The sequence below is a fragment of the Microbacterium cucumeris genome (assembly GCF_058349845.2).
The window spans coordinates 119657-135330 of sequence record NZ_JBYRIZ020000004.1 but is presented as its reverse complement, the minus strand read 5'-3'; the positions used below and the strand labels follow the sequence as shown (position 1 = coordinate 135330).

Annotated in this window: 14 protein-coding genes; 13 read left to right on the top strand and 1 reads right to left on the bottom strand. The window is 69.7% G+C overall.

The annotated features are described in order from the left end of the window. Positions 1–35 precede the first annotated feature (35 nt). From AC3RXZ_RS12275 to AC3RXZ_RS12235, 9 genes are all read left to right on the top strand, one after another. Positions 36–971 (top strand): ABC transporter ATP-binding protein, encoded by a 936-nt coding sequence (locus AC3RXZ_RS12275; protein WP_491494218.1) that lies wholly within the window; start codon positions 36–38, stop codon positions 969–971. Continuing rightward, on the top strand, positions 968–2086 hold the full coding sequence (locus AC3RXZ_RS12270; RefSeq protein ID WP_491494217.1) for an ABC transporter permease: 1119 nt from the start codon (positions 968–970) through the stop codon (positions 2084–2086). The genes AC3RXZ_RS12275 and AC3RXZ_RS12270 overlap by 4 nt, the downstream gene beginning before the upstream one ends. 267 nt (positions 2087–2353) lie before the next feature. Further along, positions 2354–3940 carry a peptide ABC transporter substrate-binding protein gene (locus tag AC3RXZ_RS12265; protein ID WP_491494216.1) on the top strand — a complete coding sequence of 529 codons (1587 nt, stop codon included), beginning with the start codon at positions 2354–2356 and terminating at the stop codon, positions 3938–3940. Positions 3941–3954: 14 nt separating this feature from the next. Beyond that, positions 3955–5337, top strand: a complete 1383-nt coding sequence (locus AC3RXZ_RS12260) for a M14 family zinc carboxypeptidase (protein WP_491494215.1) — start codon at positions 3955–3957, stop codon at positions 5335–5337. Further along, entirely contained in the window at positions 5337–6269 is a 933-nt protein-coding gene (locus AC3RXZ_RS12255) for an ABC transporter permease (protein ID WP_243229285.1), read from the top strand. Before AC3RXZ_RS12260 ends, AC3RXZ_RS12255 begins: the two co-directional genes overlap by 1 nt. Next, positions 6262–7182, top strand: a complete 921-nt coding sequence (locus tag AC3RXZ_RS12250) for an ABC transporter permease (protein WP_491494214.1) — start codon at positions 6262–6264, stop codon at positions 7180–7182. The genes AC3RXZ_RS12255 and AC3RXZ_RS12250 overlap by 8 nt, the downstream gene beginning before the upstream one ends. A gap of 64 nt (positions 7183–7246) precedes the next feature. Beyond that, positions 7247–7774: a GbsR/MarR family transcriptional regulator gene (locus AC3RXZ_RS12245; protein WP_243229283.1), complete on the top strand. Its 528-nt coding sequence runs from the start codon at positions 7247–7249 to the stop codon at positions 7772–7774. Further along, the gene (locus AC3RXZ_RS12240; RefSeq protein ID WP_243229281.1) at positions 7771–9411 is read left to right on the top strand and encodes a dipeptide ABC transporter ATP-binding protein; all 1641 of its coding nucleotides are present in this window, start codon (positions 7771–7773) and stop codon (positions 9409–9411) included. The genes AC3RXZ_RS12245 and AC3RXZ_RS12240 overlap by 4 nt, the downstream gene beginning before the upstream one ends. A gap of 100 nt (positions 9412–9511) precedes the next feature. Continuing rightward, the gene (locus AC3RXZ_RS12235; RefSeq protein WP_491494213.1) at positions 9512–10099 is read left to right on the top strand and encodes a nitroreductase family protein; all 588 of its coding nucleotides are present in this window, start codon (positions 9512–9514) and stop codon (positions 10097–10099) included. A gap of 27 nt (positions 10100–10126) precedes the next feature. Here AC3RXZ_RS12235 and AC3RXZ_RS12230 read toward each other — a convergent pair whose 3' ends face one another. Continuing rightward, positions 10127–10726 carry a TetR/AcrR family transcriptional regulator gene (locus tag AC3RXZ_RS12230; protein ID WP_491494212.1) on the bottom strand — a complete coding sequence of 200 codons (600 nt, stop codon included), beginning with the start codon at positions 10724–10726 and terminating at the stop codon, positions 10127–10129. A gap of 106 nt (positions 10727–10832) precedes the next feature. Here AC3RXZ_RS12230 and AC3RXZ_RS12225 point away from each other — a divergent pair, with 106 nt between their 5' ends. The 4 genes from AC3RXZ_RS12225 to paaZ are packed head-to-tail and all read left to right on the top strand — an operon-like array spanning position 10833 to position 15647. Next, positions 10833–12017 carry a thiolase family protein gene (locus AC3RXZ_RS12225; protein WP_491494211.1) on the top strand — a complete coding sequence of 395 codons (1185 nt, stop codon included), beginning with the start codon at positions 10833–10835 and terminating at the stop codon, positions 12015–12017. Next, positions 12017–12754, top strand: a complete 738-nt coding sequence (locus AC3RXZ_RS12220) for an enoyl-CoA hydratase/isomerase family protein (RefSeq protein WP_491494210.1) — start codon at positions 12017–12019, stop codon at positions 12752–12754. Before AC3RXZ_RS12225 ends, AC3RXZ_RS12220 begins: the two co-directional genes overlap by 1 nt. Further along, positions 12751–13587, top strand: a complete 837-nt coding sequence (locus AC3RXZ_RS12215) for a 3-hydroxyacyl-CoA dehydrogenase family protein (RefSeq protein WP_491494209.1) — start codon at positions 12751–12753, stop codon at positions 13585–13587. The genes AC3RXZ_RS12220 and AC3RXZ_RS12215 overlap by 4 nt, the downstream gene beginning before the upstream one ends. Next, positions 13572–15647: a phenylacetic acid degradation bifunctional protein PaaZ gene (paaZ, locus tag AC3RXZ_RS12210; protein ID WP_491494208.1), complete on the top strand. Its 2076-nt coding sequence runs from the start codon at positions 13572–13574 to the stop codon at positions 15645–15647. The genes AC3RXZ_RS12215 and paaZ overlap by 16 nt, the downstream gene beginning before the upstream one ends. The last annotated feature ends 27 nt before the right edge of the window (positions 15648–15674 follow it).

Below are 15674 nucleotides of genomic sequence, written 5' to 3'. Positions count from 1 at the left end.
TGCCGTGGCATCCCGACGGTTCGTAACGTGGTCGCATGCGAACCGGAACCCTGCAGCTGACAGGCATCACCAAGAGCTACGGCACCCGCCGCGTGCTCGACGACATCACCTTCCCCGTGGCCGGCGGACATCTCACCGGTTTCGTGGGAGGAAACGGCGCCGGCAAGACCACCACGATGCGGATCATCCTGGGCCTGCTCGCCTCGGACGGCGGCTCGGTCACACTCGGCGGGGCCGAGCTGACTCCCGAGATCCGTCGCAACTTCGGCTACATGCCCGAGGAACGCGGGCTCTACCCGAAGATGAAGGTGCTCGAGCAGGTCGCGTACTTCGCGCGTCTGCACGGCTTCTCCAAGACGGATGCCGTGGACCGCTCCACCGCGCTGCTGGAGGAGCTCGGGCTCGGCGAGCGCCTGGGCGACAACATCGAGGCGCTGTCGCTCGGCAACCAGCAGCGGGCGCAGATCGCGGCATCCCTCGTGCACGACCCGGACGTGCTCATCCTCGACGAGCCCTTCTCGGGGCTGGACCCGCTGGCGGTCGACACGGTGGCCGGCGTGCTGCACGAGCGCGCCGCGCGCGGCGTCTCGGTGCTGTTCTCCTCTCACCAGCTCGACGTCGTCGAGCGCCTCTGCGACGACCTCGTCATCATCGCCGGAGGCGTGATCCGCGCGTCGGGTGCGCGCGACGAGCTGCGCCGTCAGCATTCCGCGCCACGATGGGAACTGGAGACCTCCGGGGACGCCGGATGGCTGCGGGGCGAGCCGGGCGTGACGGTCATCGACTTCGACGGCGGCAGCGCGGTGTTCGACGTCGATGCTCCGGAGACGGCTCAGCGCGTGCTGCGGCGTGCGCTCGACGGCGGCGCCGTCCACCGCTTCGCGCCCCAGCAGCCCACGCTCGCGCAGATCTTCAAGGAAGTCATCCAGCCGGCGCCTGCCGCCGACGAGCTCGAGGAGGCCGTCCGATGACCACCACCGACATCCGCCGTTCGACGGACGGACACCCCTCCCTGTCGCCCGCGCAGGGCATCTGGCTCGTCGCGGAGCGCGAGCTGTCCACGCGCCTGCGCAGCAAGGCGTTCCTCATCTCCACGGGCATCCTGCTCCTGGTCGCCCTCGCCGGGGTGATCTGGATGGGGATCGCGTCGAACTCGACGAGCTCGACCCCCATCGCCGCGACGAGCGAGGCGGCGGCGATGCTCCCCGACGGCCACGCGTTCGAGGTCACGGAGGTCGGCGGACGCGAGGCCGCGACAGCACTCGTCGAGGACGGCGAGGTGGATGCCGCCGTCATCGCGGACTCGAGTGCGCCGACCGGCGTGGTGATCATCGCGAACCAGTCGCCGCCGGACGCCCTCGTGGCCGCGTTCTCGCTCGCGCCGACCGTCGAGCTGCTGGACCCGGACGCGCCCAGCTTCGGCATGCGCTACGCCCTGGGGATGATCTTCGGGATCGTGTTCATGATGGCCGCGCTGAGCTTCGGCTCGCCCATCGCGACCAGCGTCGTGGAGGAGAAGCAGACCCGCATCATCGAGATCCTGCTGTCGGCGATCCCGGCACGGGTGCTGCTGGCGGGGAAGGTCATCGGCAACACGCTGCTCGCGATCACGCAGATCCTGCTGCTGGTCGTGGCGGCCGCGGTGGGGCTGATCGTGACAGGGCAGACCGAGCTGCTGCAGGGCTTCGGCGCGCCGCTGATCTGGTTCGCGGTGTTCTTCCTGTTCGGCTTCGTGCTGATCGCGACGATGTTCGCGGCGGCGGGATCCCTCGTGTCGCGGCAGGAGGACGTGGGCTCGGTCTACACGCCCATGATGCTGCTGGTGATGGCGCCGTTCTACCTCGTGCTGTTCCTGGGCGAGAACCAGACAGTGATGACGATCCTGTCGTACGTGCCGTTCTCGGCGCCCGTGGCGATGCCGATCCGCCTCTTCTTCGGCGAGGCCGCCTGGTGGGAGCCGCTCGTCGCGCTCGCCCTGCTCGTCGCCACGTGCGCGGTCGTCACCCTGCTGTCGGCGAAGATCTACGAGAACTCGCTGCTGAAGATGGGCGCCAGGGTCAAGCTGGGCGAGGCGCTGCGCGTCTGAGACGTCAACGCCAGCGAAAGGGCGGATGTCGTGCCGGTCGGCAGGGCATCCGCCCTTTCGTCACGGTTGTGTAACAGCGGCTCCCGGGTGTTGCGTCCGCGAATCGTCGCTGTTTCACTCCTATTACAACTTTCAGTGATTACTGAAAGTTCATTGACGCCTGAATCGGAATCCTCCTAGCGTTCTGGGAACAAGACCGCGAACCCCGTGGTCCCACCGCCGCCGCACGCTCAGGGATCTCCCTCTGGTGTGGCTCAAGGAGGAGTTATGCACAGCAAGGCTCGACTGGCCGCCGTGACAGCGGTGGCCGCTCTGACACTCACGGGATGCGCAGCGACGACACCCGACACGACCGAGGAGGACCCGATCCGCTTCGCGGTCGAGGAACCTGATTCGATGGTCCCCGGCAACCAGTTCGGCTCCTACGCGATCCTCGAGGCGCTGTTCGCGCCCCTGACGGCGATCGACGACGACGGTGAGATCTCCTACGTCGCTGCGGAGTCCGTGGAGTCCGCGGACGCGAAGACCTGGACCATCACGCTCCGCGACGGCTGGACCTTCCACGACGGCGAGCCGGTGACCGCGCAGGACTACGTCGACACTTGGAACCACGCCGCTTACGGCCCCAATGCGTGGGTGAACGGCGCCCAGTTGGCGAATGTCGTCGGCTACAGCGACCTCAATCCCGCAGACGGCGAACCGACGGCGACCGAGATGAGCGGTCTCACGGTGGTCGATGAGCTCACGTTCACGGTCCAGCTCGTCGCCCCCGACCGCCAGTACCCGCTCCAGCTCACGATCGGGCAGACCGGCCTCTATCCCCTCCCCGCGGACGCGTTGGCGAATCTCGAAGCATGGGAGGCCGACCCCGTGGGCAACGGTCCGTTCCGCCTCGTCGACGGCTGGTCGGAGACAGAACCCATCGAAGCGGTGGCGTACGACGACTACGCCGGGGCGGATCCGACCATCGACGCGGTCACGTTCGTGCCGTACCTCGACACCGCGACGGCCTACACCGATGCCCTGGCCGGCGAGATCGACATCGTCGCCATCGCCGGTTCGCAGGTGGTTCAGGCGCGCAACGACTTCGGCGATCACGTCCACGAACTCGACGCTCCGGGCGTCGATTTCCTCGGCTTCGACCTGACGGACCCGCGCTTCTCCGACATCCGCGTGCGCCAGGCGATCTCGATGGCGATCGACCGGGAGGCCATCAACGACGCCGTGTTCGGCGGCTCACAGATCCCCGCGACCTCGCTCACGTCGCCCACGATGCCCGGCGACCCCGCCGGTGTCTGCGGCGACTACTGCGAATTCGATCCGGAGGCCGCACAGGAACTGCTCGCCGAAGCGGGCGGTCTCGACGGCGAACTGCAGGTGCACTTCATCGCCAACTGGGGCCAGGAGGACCTGTTCGAGGCGATCGCGAACCAGTTGCGTCAGAACCTCGGGATCGAGAGCGTCGTCGCCACGCCGTCCGCCGATTTCGCCGCCTTCACCGACATGGTCGCGAACGGTCAGGCTGCGGGTCCGTTCCGCGCACGGTGGGGGGCACTGTATCCGAGCCAGCAGAACACGCTGACTGCCGTGTTCACCGCGACGGGTGAGGGCAACTTCGGAGCGGGCGGCTACAGCAGTCCCGACGTCGACGAGCTGCTCCGTGCGGCCAACGCGGCGGAGACGCTCGAGGACTCCTACGCGGGTTACGCGGCCGTGCAGGAGCGCATCCTCGAGGACTTCCCGACCGTTCCGCTGTTCGGCAACCGCTACATCTACGTGACCTCGGACCGCATCGCGGAGCTGCACACCAATGCCGGCGCCGTGAACGTCGCCGAGATCGTCGTCACGTCCTGATCGGAGAACGCCCCGTGCTCGACCCCGCACCCGCCCTCGGCACGGTGGAGGACATCCTCCGCCGTGCCGGTGCGGTCCCCCGCTTCGAACGCATCCCGTCCGTCGATGAGCTGAACCACCGCCTCGAAGACCTGCGCCGCGCACACCCCGACCTCATCGCCGTCGAACGCATCGGCACGACCCGCCTCGGCGAGCCGATCCCGATGTACCACGTGGGCGAGGGCAGCCGCTCCGCGCTGATCGTCGGCGGCGTCCACCCGAACGAGCCGATCGGTTCGCTCACGATCCTGCACCTGATGGACGAGCTGATCTCCGATCAGGCGTTCCGGGTGGGCTCCGACACGCGCTGGCACATCGTGCCCTGTGCGGATCCGGACGGGATGCGGCTCAACGAGGGCTGGTTCGCTCAGCCGCACGACCGCGAGCGATACGCCAGGGAGTTCTTCCGTCCGGCACCGGACGAGCAGGTCGAGTGGACCTTCCCGTTCGCATACAAAGCCGCGTACTTCGACGCGATGATGCCGGAGACCCAGGCCCTGGCACGCGCGATAGACGAGACCCGGCCCGACCTGTATGTGCCGCTGCACAACTCGGAAGGCGGCGGCGCGTACTTCTACCTGTCGCGACCTCTTCCGCAGCTGTACCCCCTGTTGCACGAGGTCACCGCGTCGCAGGGCGTGCCGCTGCACACGGGCGAGGCCGAGGGTCCGCATTTCACCGCGCTCGACGTCGCGATCTACGAGATGGGGACGCTCCAGGACGCCTACGACTGGACGGAGGAGCACGGGCTCGACCCCTATCCGCCCGGTTCGGCCGGAGATGCGTCGACGTCCTACGCCCGTCGCTACGGCACGCTCTCCCTCATCGCCGAACTGCCCCAGTTCAGTGATCCTCGGGCCGATGACACCCAGCCCACCGGCACATCCCACCGCGACGCACTGCGCCTGTGCGGCGAGCGGCTGGTCCACGCCGGAAGCACTCTGGTCTCGCTGATCGAGCGGGTCGAGCCGCATCTGCGCATCGACTCCCCGCTCCTGCGAGCCGCCCGCGCTTTCGCCCCGATGGCGCTCTCGAGCGGCCAGAGCGACCTCGCCCGTGCGGAGGTCGAACCCGATCGGCCAGCCACAGTCGCCGAACTCTCCAGCCTCGACGGCGGCGTCGATCTGCACCGCCTGCGGTGGGGAGGCATGCTGCTGCGCGCTCTCCAGGCCGAGGTCGACGCGGGCGTCGCCGCACTCGAGGTGCGACGCACCGCGGACGAACTGCGGGTCCTCTTCGACGAATGGCTCCGCGAGGCGCAGGCGCGCCTGGACGGGCGGACCTTGCCGCTCGGTCGCATCGTCGGGGTCCAGTACGGCGCGATCCTGGCCGCCCATGCTCAGCTGGAGCACCGCTGATGAGACTCGTCTGGGGGATCGCGCAGCGACTGGTCGGCTTCGTGATCGTCTTCCTCGGTGTCACGTTCATCATCTACTTCGCCGTCTTCAGTCTTCCCGGCGACCCGATCCGCGCGCTGGCCGGCGATCGGCAGCTCCCGCAGTCCGTGATCGACGCCATCAACGCCAAGTATCTGCTCGACCAGCCGCTGTGGACCCAGTACACCAATTATCTCGGCAACCTGCTCACCGGTGACCTCGGCCTGGACCTGACCGGGCGTGCCGTGTCGGACAAGCTCGCGGCGCGATGGCCCGTCACCATCACGCTCGCCCTGACCGCGTGGACCCTTCAGGTGATCCTCGGTCTCGCGGTCGGCATGACTTCCGCGCTCAAGCGCGGAACGGTGATCGACAAGGGTCTTCTGGTGCTGACGATCGGGCTCAGCTGCATTCCGGTCTTCGTCCTCGGGATCACCGCTCAGCTGCTGTTCGGTGTGCGCCTGGGATGGCTGCCCGTCGCCGGCATCCGCGACGGCTGGCCGCTGTCGTACCTGCTGCCCTCACTCGTCATCGCCGCGATCGGGCTCGCATCGGTGTCGCGCCTCGTCCGGGGTTCGATGATCGAGAATCTCGAGGCCGACTACGTGCGCACCGCCCGAGCCAAGGGGATCGGCGAGGGAAGGGTGGTCGGGTTGCACGTGATGCGCAATTCGCTCATTCCGACGGCGACGTTCTTAGCCACCGATCTGGGATTCCTGCTCGGAGGAACCGTGGTGATCGAGGGCATCTTCAACCTTCCCGGCGTGGGAAACCTCCTCTTCACCGCCATCCGCGACCATGAGGCGGCGATGGTGGTCGGCATCTCCACGGCACTCATTCTGATCTTCCTGATCACCTCGCTCCTCGTGGACGGCCTCCACGCGGCACTCGACCCGAGGATCCGCCGTGCCTGAGAGCATCCGCCCCCAGACCGCGAAGATCCCCGCCCCGAAGACCGCGAGGATCGCGGTGCCCCCGACCCGCGAGTCGCCGTGGCGGACGCTGCTGCGCCGACCACTCTTCTGGCTCGCCGCGCCGATCCTGCTGATCGTGCTGGCCTTTGCGCTCGCACCTGCTCCGTTCGCGGCGATCTTCGGCAACGGCGATCCTCGCGCCTGCGATCTCGCGGACAGCGCGGTGGCGTGGGCGCCAGGCCACCCGTTCGGCTTCGACCTCCAGGGATGCGACATCTGGGCCGGCGCGGTCTACGGTGCGCAGAGCTCGATCGCCGTCGGATTCCTCGCCACGGCGATCTCCCTGGCGATCGCTCTGGCGTTGGGAACGGTCGCCGGCATGGGAGGGTCGATCGCCGACTGGACGGTGTCCCGGCTCACAGAGGTCTTCCTCGGCTTTCCCTTCCTCCTCGCGGCGATCGTCGTGCTGAACATGCTCGGCACGCGCAACGTGCTGACGGTCGGCATCGTTCTGGGGATCTTCGGCTGGCCGATGATGGCGCGGCTCATGCGCGGTTCCGTGCGCTCCGTGGCCCGCGCCGACCACGTCCTCGCCGCACGGACGATGGGCCTCGGGCCCACGCGGGTGATCACTCGCTATGTGCTCCCGAATGCGGTTCAGCCGGTGCTCCTCATGGCCACCCTCACCGTCGGCGGAGTGATCGTGGCCGAGAGCACCCTGACCTATCTCGGCATCGGGCTGTCATCCCCGGCGATCTCCTGGGGACTGCAGATCGCGGCAGGGTCTCGCGTCTTCCAGACCTCCCCGCATGTCCTGGTGCTTCCCAGCGTCCTGCTGGCGCTCACGGTGCTGGCGATCGTCGCCCTCGGCGAGGAACTGCGCAGCGTCTTCGACCCCCGGGAGCGACGATGAGGACCCGCGGGAGCGACGACCAGGGTGGGATGCTGATCATGAGCAGGCCCGAAGGGATGGACGCATGAGCGACGACACCGATCAGTCCGACACCGTGGACGAGCGCGAGCAGTACCGACGCGAGTTCGCCGAGGAGATCAGCCTCATCTGGGAGATGACCGGAACATCTCGTATGGACGGGCGCGTGCTCGGCTATCTCATGATCATGGACCGGCCGTACATCTCCTCCGCGGACCTGGCCAAGGCGCTCAGCGCCAGCACGGGTGCCGTGTCCATGGCGACACGGCGGTTGATCGACACCAATTACATCCGCCGTCACTCGGTTCCCGGCGACCGGAGCCACTACTTCAAGGCCGAGGAGGATCCGTGGGGCTCGTTCCTCGCCAACGAGCGCCGCTACTTCGACCGCCATATCCGATCGATCGACACCGCCCTGCGGTGGCTGGATCCCGCCGAGAAGGATGCCAGGGTCCGGTTGCGCAACGGCCGCGACTACCTGGAATGGGTGCAGGACTACCACCACAAGATGCTGGGCGACTGGGAAGAGCACAAGCGCGCGCGTGACGAGCGCGAACGTGAGGCTGACACATGACCCGGCCCGAAGCAGTCCTGAGCATCCGCGACCTGCGCGTCCGCTTCGGCACGCGCGCACCGGTCGAGGTCGTGCACGGCATCGACCTCGACGTCGCGCCCGGCGAAGTGGTCGCCGTCGTCGGCGAATCCGGCTCCGGCAAGACCGTGACCGCCATGTCCGTCATCGGGCTGCTCCCGGAAGGCGCCGACGCGACCGGATCGGTGATGCTTGACGGGGAGGAGCTGATCGGTCTCCCGGCCTCCGCGATGCGCCGCATCCGAGGTGCCAGGATCGCCCTCGTCTCGCAGGATCCGGTCGCGTCGCTCAATCCGGTCTTCACGATCGGTTTCCAGGTCGTCGAGGCCGTCCGTGCGCACGACCGCACGCTCGGACGACGAGCTGCGCACTCCCGAGCGCTCCAGCTCCTCGAACTGGTGGACATCCCCGATCCTGCGCGTCGGATGAAGCAGTATCCGCACGAGCTGTCCGGTGGGCAGTGTCAGCGCGTCGGCATCGCGATGGCATTGGCTTCCGACCCGCAGCTGCTCATCGCCGACGAACCGACCACGGCGCTGGATGTGACGGTGCAGGCCGAGGTCCTGGATGTCCTCGCCCGGGTGGGGCGCCGCGACGGACGAGCCGTCCTGTTCATCACGCACGACATGGGAGTCGTCGCCGAGCTCGCCGACCGCGTGGTCGTGATGCGCGACGGCGCGGTCGTCGAACACGGCGACGCGCGGACGGTGCTTCTCGCTCCCGCGGCGGGATACACCCGCCGGCTCCTGGAATCGGTGCCGCGCATCGGTCGCCGCGGCGCGACGCCGCCGGTGGACGCCGCCGCCCTCGTCTTGGACGTCGCCGACCTGGAGGTGACATACGGGAACCGCCTTCGCGGCGTCTTCCAGGCCGTCGACGGCGTGAGCCTGCACGTGCGGCGCGGCGAGATCGTCGGACTGGTCGGCGAATCGGGCAGCGGCAAGTCGACGATCGGCAGAGCCGTCATCGGCGCTGCCCCGATCTCCGGCGGCGGCATCACCGTGGAAGGAGTCGACATGCGCACCGCCAATCGGTCGGAGCGCCGGCTCGCACTCCGACGCGTCGGCGTGGTGTTCCAGAACCCTGCGATGTCCTTGAATCCGCGATACACAGCGAGACAGAGCATCGCCGAGCCGCTGCACAGCATCCTCGGCCGGCGCGGGCGCGCGCTGACCGATCGTGTCGAGGAGATCCTGGAATCGGTCGGGCTGGCGGAGCAGGCGGACCGCTACCCGCATGAGCTCTCGGGGGGCCAGAAGCAGCGTGTCGCGATCGCGCGAGCCGTCGCATTGGACCCCGCGCTCCTCATCGCCGACGAGCCCACGAGCGCACTCGACGTGTCGGTCCAGTCGCAGGTGCTGGACGTCTTCCGCGAGCTGCAGCAGCGCTTGTCCTTCGCATGCCTGTTCATCAGCCACGACCTGGCTGTCATCGACGAGCTGTGCGATCGCGTCATCGTCCTTCGCGGCGGCAAGGTGATCGAGTCCGGCCCGCGGGAGCAGGTGCTCCAGCGCCCGGACCACGAGTACACCCGGCGACTCCTGGACGCGGCACCGGTCCCCGACCCCGACGTCCAGCGACGCCGCCGGGAGGCCCGGCTGGCGTCGATGTCGAGCTAGCGATCCCCCTCAGGAATATGCGTGTGCATGGAATGGTTCAGAATGGATGGAAGAGCGGACGACGGAGTCGGCAGCAGAACCCGACTTCGAAAGGTCCACCATGTCCACTCCTGTCCTCGATCGCGCCGCGAACACCACCGTCCCGGTTCTCGACATCCTGGCCGAGCGCTGGAGCCCGCGCGCCTTCGACAGCACGACCCCGATCGATGAGGCGAAGCTCGCCGCGGCCCTCGAGGCCGCGCGCTGGGCGCCGTCCGCGAACAACACGCAGCCGTGGCGCTTCATCGTCGCCCGCCGCGGCTCCGACCTGCACGCCCGCATCCTCGACGGCCTGCTCGGCTTCAACCAGGCCTGGGCCGGCAATGCCGCCGTCCTCATCGTGGCCCTCGCCGAGGAGACGACGGCCGACGGCGCCCCGCTCAGCCACGCGCAGTACGACCTCGGCCAGGCCGTCGCGCACCTCTCGGTCCAGGCGCACGCCGACGGCCTGGTGGTGCACCAGATGAGCGGATTCGAGCGCGCGGCACTCGAGCAGTTGCCGGGCGTCGAGCCGCGCTTCGCGCCGACGACCGTGATCGCGCTCGGCCAGTTCGGCGACGTCGATTCCCTGCCCGAGGTCCTGCAGGAGCGCGAGGTCGCCCCGCGCGTTCGTCGCAACCTCGCCGACACGGTCCTCGCCAGCGCGTGAGGCGCGTCGACGGCTGAGCGCGGCAGGCTATCGCGCCGTGCGGAGCCCGTCGAGCGCGACGCGCAGCACGTCGTCGGCGAGCTCGGCGGCCCCCTCGGCGCCGGTGGGGCGGTACCACTCCACGATCGAGTTGACCATCCCGAACAGCAGGCGGGTGGCGAGTCCGGCGTCGACGTCGGCGCGGACCGTCCCCTCCTCCTGTGCGGCGCGGACCAGAGCCGTCACGTCGCGGTCGAAACGGCGACGACGTTCGAGCGCCGCCCGCTCGACCTCGCTGTTGCCGCGCACCCGCAGCAGCAGCGTCACGTAGGGCAGCTTGTCCACGAGCACGGCGACCGCGCCGCGCAGCACGCGTTCGAGCCGGGCGCCGGCGTCGTCCGTCGACGACCCGGCCGAGCGCAGCACGCCCTCCAGTCCGCCGAGCGCCTCCTCGAGAGCGACCTCGAGCAGCTGCTCCTTCGACGCGTAGTGGTGGTACAGCGCGGACTTCGACAGACCGAGGCGCTGGGCCAGCGAGGAGACCGAGGTCGCGTCATAGCCGTGCTCGATGAACACCTGCACCGCGACGTCGAGGACCTGCCCCTGGTCGTAACCGGGTCGGCCTCGGCGCGCTGGAGTGTCGGACACAGCTCCCAGTCTTGCACCCGATTGCCGACCCTCGCTCCGCCTGCCATACTGAATTACCGACCGATCGGTTGGTAATTACCCGCGACGACGACGTCAAGGAGCGCAGATGGCCGAGGCCTACCTCGTCGGCGGTGTGCGCACGCCCATCGGCCGCTACGGCGGTGCGCTCTCCGCGATCCGCCCCGACGACCTCGCCGCTCTGGTCGTCCGAGCAGCCGTCGAACGCGCCGGCGCCCCGGCATCCGAAATCGACGAGGTCATCCTGGGCGCCGCGAACCAGGCGGGCGAGGACAACCGCAACGTCGCCCGCATGGCGGTGCTGCTGGCGGGACTGCCGGATGCCGTGCCCGCCGTCACCGTCAACCGCCTGTGCGCCTCGGGCATGTCGGCGATCGCGATGGCCGCGCAGGCGATCCGCGCGGGCGACGCCGACCTCATCGTCGCGGGCGGCGTCGAATCGATGACCCGGGCCCCGTGGGTGCAGGCCAAGCCTGCCCGCGCCTGGGCGAAGCCCGGGGAGAGCTTCGACACGTCGATCGGCTGGCGGTTCACGAACCCGCGGCTCGCGGCCCGCGACAAGGCCACGTTCACGATGCCCGAGACGGCGGAGGAGGTCGCACGCCGGGACGGCATCACCCGTGAGGAGGCCGACGCCTTCGCGCTGCGCAGCCACCGTCGCGCGATCGCCGCGATCGACGGCGGCCGGTACGACGACGAGATCGTCGAGGTCGCGACGGAGCGCGCTCCCGTCCGGATCGACGAGGGACCGCGCCGCGACACCACCGCCGACGCGCTGGCCGGGCTGCATCCGGTCGTCGCCGGAGGCTCGGTCGTCACTGCGGGCAACGCGAGCGGGCTGAACGACGGGGCGTCCGCCGTCCTCGTCGCGAGCGAGGACGCGATCCGCCGCCACGGGCTCACGCCGCGCGCCCGCGTGCTCGCGGCGTCCTCGGCCGGTGTGGCTCCCGAGGTCATGGGGCTCGGTCCGGTTCCGGCGACGCGGAAGGCGCTGACGCGCGCCGGGCTCGCCCTCGACGACATCGAGACGATCGAGCTCAACGAGGCGTTCGCGGCGCAGGCCATCGCGGTGATGCGGCACCTCGGCATCGAGGACGATCGGGTCAACGCCGACGGAGGAGCCATCGCGCTGGGGCATCCGCTCGGCGCGAGCGGATGCCGCATCGTCGTGACGCTGCTCGGCCGCATGGAGCGGGAGCGCGCGTCACGAGGACTGGCGACCATGTGCGTCGGCGTCGGGCAGGGCACGGCCATGATCCTGGAGCGGGTGTGATGGACGGACCACTGCTCGTCGAGGAACGCGACGACTGCGTCGTCGCATCCCTGCACCGCCCCGACAAGCGCAACGCGATCGATCTGGCGACGATTCAGGCTCTGCACGCGCTGTGCGACGAGCTCGAAGAGCACCCGCGGACGCTGATCCTCACCGGTTCGGGGGGCGTGTTCGCGGCCGGCGCGGACATCGCCGAGCTCCGCGAACGGCGCGCCGAGGATGCCCTCCGGAACATCAACGCGACGGTGTTCGTCCGCATCCGCGAGCTGCCGATGCCCGTGATCGCCGCGATGGACGGCTACGCTCTGGGCGGTGGCGCGGAGCTCGCGTACGCCGCCGACCTCCGGATCGCCACCCCGGCGCTGCGGATCGGCAACCCCGAGACCGGACTCGGGATCCTCGCCGCGGCCGGAGCGACCTGGCGTCTGCCGGAGATCGTGGGCGAGGCGCTGGCCGCCGAGATGCTCTTCACCGGTCGACGGCTGACCGCCGAGGAGGCGCTGCACGCCGGGCTGATCTCCGCGATCCATCCCGCCGACGAGCTCCTGCACGCCGCGCACGCGCTGGCCGACAAGATCGCGGCGAACGACGCGCTGGCCACGCAGCACACCAAACGCGCGCTGCGCGCGCCGCGGTCGGAGCATCCGCGCATCGACGGCGAACTGCAGGCCGAACTGTTCGAGAGCCCCGAGAAGACGCGCCGGATGACGGCGTTCCTCGAGAGGCGGGCACGATGACCGCCCGGATCGGGGTGCTGGGCGGGGGCCGGATGGGCGCCGGGATCGCCCATGCCTTCCTGATGGCGGGCTGCGATGTCACGGTCGTCGAGCGCGACGCGCCGAGCGCGGATGCCGCGGCCGCACGGGTCGCAGACGCCCTCGCCCGCTCTGCGAGCCGCGGAGCACCGGCACCTGCGTCCGCCGCGCTGAGAACGGCCACCGACCTCACCGTCTTCCGGGACTGCGAACTCGTCGTCGAGGCCGTCCCCGAGGACCGCGACCTCAAGACCGACGCGCTGAAGCGGGTCGAGGCGGTCCTGGGCCCGGAAGCCGTCCTGGCCACGAACACGTCCTCGATCTCGATCGATGCGCTGGCCGTCGCGCTGTCACGGCCCGAGCGCTTCCTCGGACTGCACTTCTTCAACCCCGTTCCGGCCTCCTCGCTGGTGGAGATCGTCGGCGGATCCGACTCGTCGCCGTCCGCGATCGCGCGGGCACGGGAGTGCGTCGAGAAGATCGGCAAGACGCCGATCCTGGTGCGCGACTCGCCGGGTTTCGCCTCGAGCCGGCTCGGCGTGCTGCTCGGCCTCGAGGCGATCCGGATGCTCGAGGAGGGCGTCGCGGATGCCGCCGACATCGATCGGGCGATGGAGCTCGGGTACCGGCATCCGACGGGACCGCTGCGGACCACCGACATCGTCGGCCTCGATGTGCGCCTCGGGATCGCCGAGGAGCTGCATGCCGCCCTCGGCGACCGCTTCGCACCCCCTGCCCTCCTGCGCCGCATGGTCGAGGAGGGGCGGCTCGGCCGGAAGAGCGGAGAAGGCTTCTACAGATGGGACGCACCATGACCGGCATCCTGCCGAGCTTCATCCGGGACGCGTGGTGGACACCCGCCCCCGACGCCGCCGAGCACGCGACCGTCGTACGCGATGCGTCGACCGGAGAGGAGATCACCCGCGTCAGCACGAGCGGCCTCGACCTCGGCGGCGCCCTCGCGCACGCCCGCACCGTCGGCCAGCGCAGCCTCGGCGCCCTGACCTTCCATCAGCGCGCCCTGCTGCTCAAGCAGTTCGCACTCGCCCTCACCGCCCGGAAGGAGGAGCTGTACGCACTGTCGGCTCGCACCGGGGCGACGCAGACCGACTCGTGGGTGGACGTGGACGGGGGCATCGGCGTGCTGTTCTCCTACTCCGGGAAGGGACGCCGGGAGCTTCCGAACGCGCACACGTACCTCGACGGCCCCGTGGAGCAGCTGTCGAAGGACGGGTCCTTCCTCGGCCGGCACATCTGCACGCGCCTCACCGGTGTCGCCGTGCAGATCAACGCGTTCAACTTCCCGGTCTGGGGACCTCTGGAGAAGTTCGCTCCCGCCTTTCTCGCCGGGATGCCGACAGTCATCAAGCCCGCCACCCCCACCGCCTACCTCACAGAGGCGATGGTGCGGATCCTCGTCGAATCGGGTCTGCTCCCGGACGGTGCTCTCCAACTGGTCAGCGGCGGCGTCCCGGATCTGTTCGAGCAGCTGCGCCTGGGCGATCTCGTCGCGTTCACGGGCAGCGCCACGACCGCCGAGAAGCTGCGGTCGCATCCCGTGGTGCAGACCGGCGGTGTGCGCTTCACCGCCGAGACCGACTCGATCAACGCATCGGTCCTCGGCCCGGACGCTGCACCGGGTTCCGCCGAGTTCGATGCGTATGTGCGGCAGCTCGTCACCGAGATGACGGCCAAGGCCGGTCAGAAGTGCACCGCCATCCGACGCGCCGTCGTGCCTGCCGGGGCGGCGGATGCCGTGATCGAGGCCGTGCGTGACCGGCTCGCCGCCAAGACGGTCCTCGGGGATCCCCGTGCCGAAGGCGTCACGATGGGACCGCTTGCCTCGCTCGAGCAGCGCGACGAGGTCGTGCGACAGGTGCGGAGACTCCTCGACGGCGGCGGGCGGATCGTGCTCGGCTCTCTCGACGCTCCCGACGTGGTGGGCGGCGACGGCAGCGCATCTCCCTCTCCCGAGGGCGCTTTCCTGAACCCGATCCTCGTGCGCTTCGACGACGCCGAGGCGGACGCGGTGCACACGGTGGAGGCCTTCGGGCCGGTGTCGTCGCTGATCACGTACGGCACGGTCTCCGAGGCCGCAGCGCTCGTCGCCCGGGGCGGCGGATCGCTCGTGACCAGCGTCGCGACCCACGATCCGTCCTTCGCGGCCGACTTCGCAGCGGCGGCGTCCGCCCACAACGGCCGCATCCTGATCCTCGACCGCGACGACGCGCGATCGTCGACGGGACACGGATCCCCGCTCCCCGGGCTCGTGCACGGCGGTCCTGGCCGAGCCGGCGGCGGCGAGGAGCTCGGCGGCATCCGCGCCGTGCTGCACCACATGCAGCGGACCGCGATCCAGGGCTCGCCCGACATGCTCACCGCGATCACCGGCGTCTGGCACGCGGGCGCGTCGGCGCAGGCCGGCGGCATCCACCCGTTCCGCAAGTCGCTGGCCGAGCTCCGGATCGGCGACCGGATCGCCTCGGAATCCCGTGAGGTGACGCTGGCGGACATCGAGACCTTCGCGCACTTCACGGGCGACACGTTCTACGCGCACATGGACGAGGAGGCGGCGGCTGCGAACCCGTTCTTTCCCGGTCGGGTCGCGCACGGCTATCTGCTCGTGTCCTGGGCGGCCGGCCTGTTCGTCGATCCCGGTCCGGGTCCGGTGCTGGCGAACTACGGGCTCGAGGACCTCCGCTTCCTCACTCCGGCCTCACCGGGCGACAGCATCCGCGTCGAGCTGACGGCCAAGCAGATCACGCCGCGCGAGACGGACGACTACGGCGAGGTGCGCTGGGACGCCGTGATCCGCAACCAGAACGAGGAGACCGTCGCCACGTACGACGTCCTCACCCTCGTCGCCAAGCAGTAGCTCCCTCCCCGGGCGTTGCCGCCCCCG

Coding starts and splice junctions, on each gene's coding strand:
- AC3RXZ_RS12275 (WP_491494218.1), top strand. CDS start 36: ATGCGAACCGGAACCCTGCAGCTGACAGGCATCACCAAGAGCTACGGC.
- AC3RXZ_RS12270 (WP_491494217.1), top strand. CDS start 968: ATGACCACCACCGACATCCGCCGTTCGACGGACGGACACCCCTCCCTG.
- AC3RXZ_RS12265 (WP_491494216.1), top strand. CDS start 2,354: ATGCACAGCAAGGCTCGACTGGCCGCCGTGACAGCGGTGGCCGCTCTG.
- AC3RXZ_RS12255 (WP_243229285.1), top strand. CDS start 5,337: ATGAGACTCGTCTGGGGGATCGCGCAGCGACTGGTCGGCTTCGTGATC.
- AC3RXZ_RS12245 (WP_243229283.1), top strand. CDS start 7,247: ATGAGCGACGACACCGATCAGTCCGACACCGTGGACGAGCGCGAGCAG.
- AC3RXZ_RS12240 (WP_243229281.1), top strand. CDS start 7,771: ATGACCCGGCCCGAAGCAGTCCTGAGCATCCGCGACCTGCGCGTCCGC.
- AC3RXZ_RS12235 (WP_491494213.1), top strand. CDS start 9,512: ATGTCCACTCCTGTCCTCGATCGCGCCGCGAACACCACCGTCCCGGTT.
- AC3RXZ_RS12225 (WP_491494211.1), top strand. CDS start 10,833: ATGGCCGAGGCCTACCTCGTCGGCGGTGTGCGCACGCCCATCGGCCGC.
- AC3RXZ_RS12220 (WP_491494210.1), top strand. CDS start 12,017: ATGGACGGACCACTGCTCGTCGAGGAACGCGACGACTGCGTCGTCGCA.
- AC3RXZ_RS12215 (WP_491494209.1), top strand. CDS start 12,751: ATGACCGCCCGGATCGGGGTGCTGGGCGGGGGCCGGATGGGCGCCGGG.
- paaZ (WP_491494208.1), top strand. CDS start 13,572: ATGGGACGCACCATGACCGGCATCCTGCCGAGCTTCATCCGGGACGCG.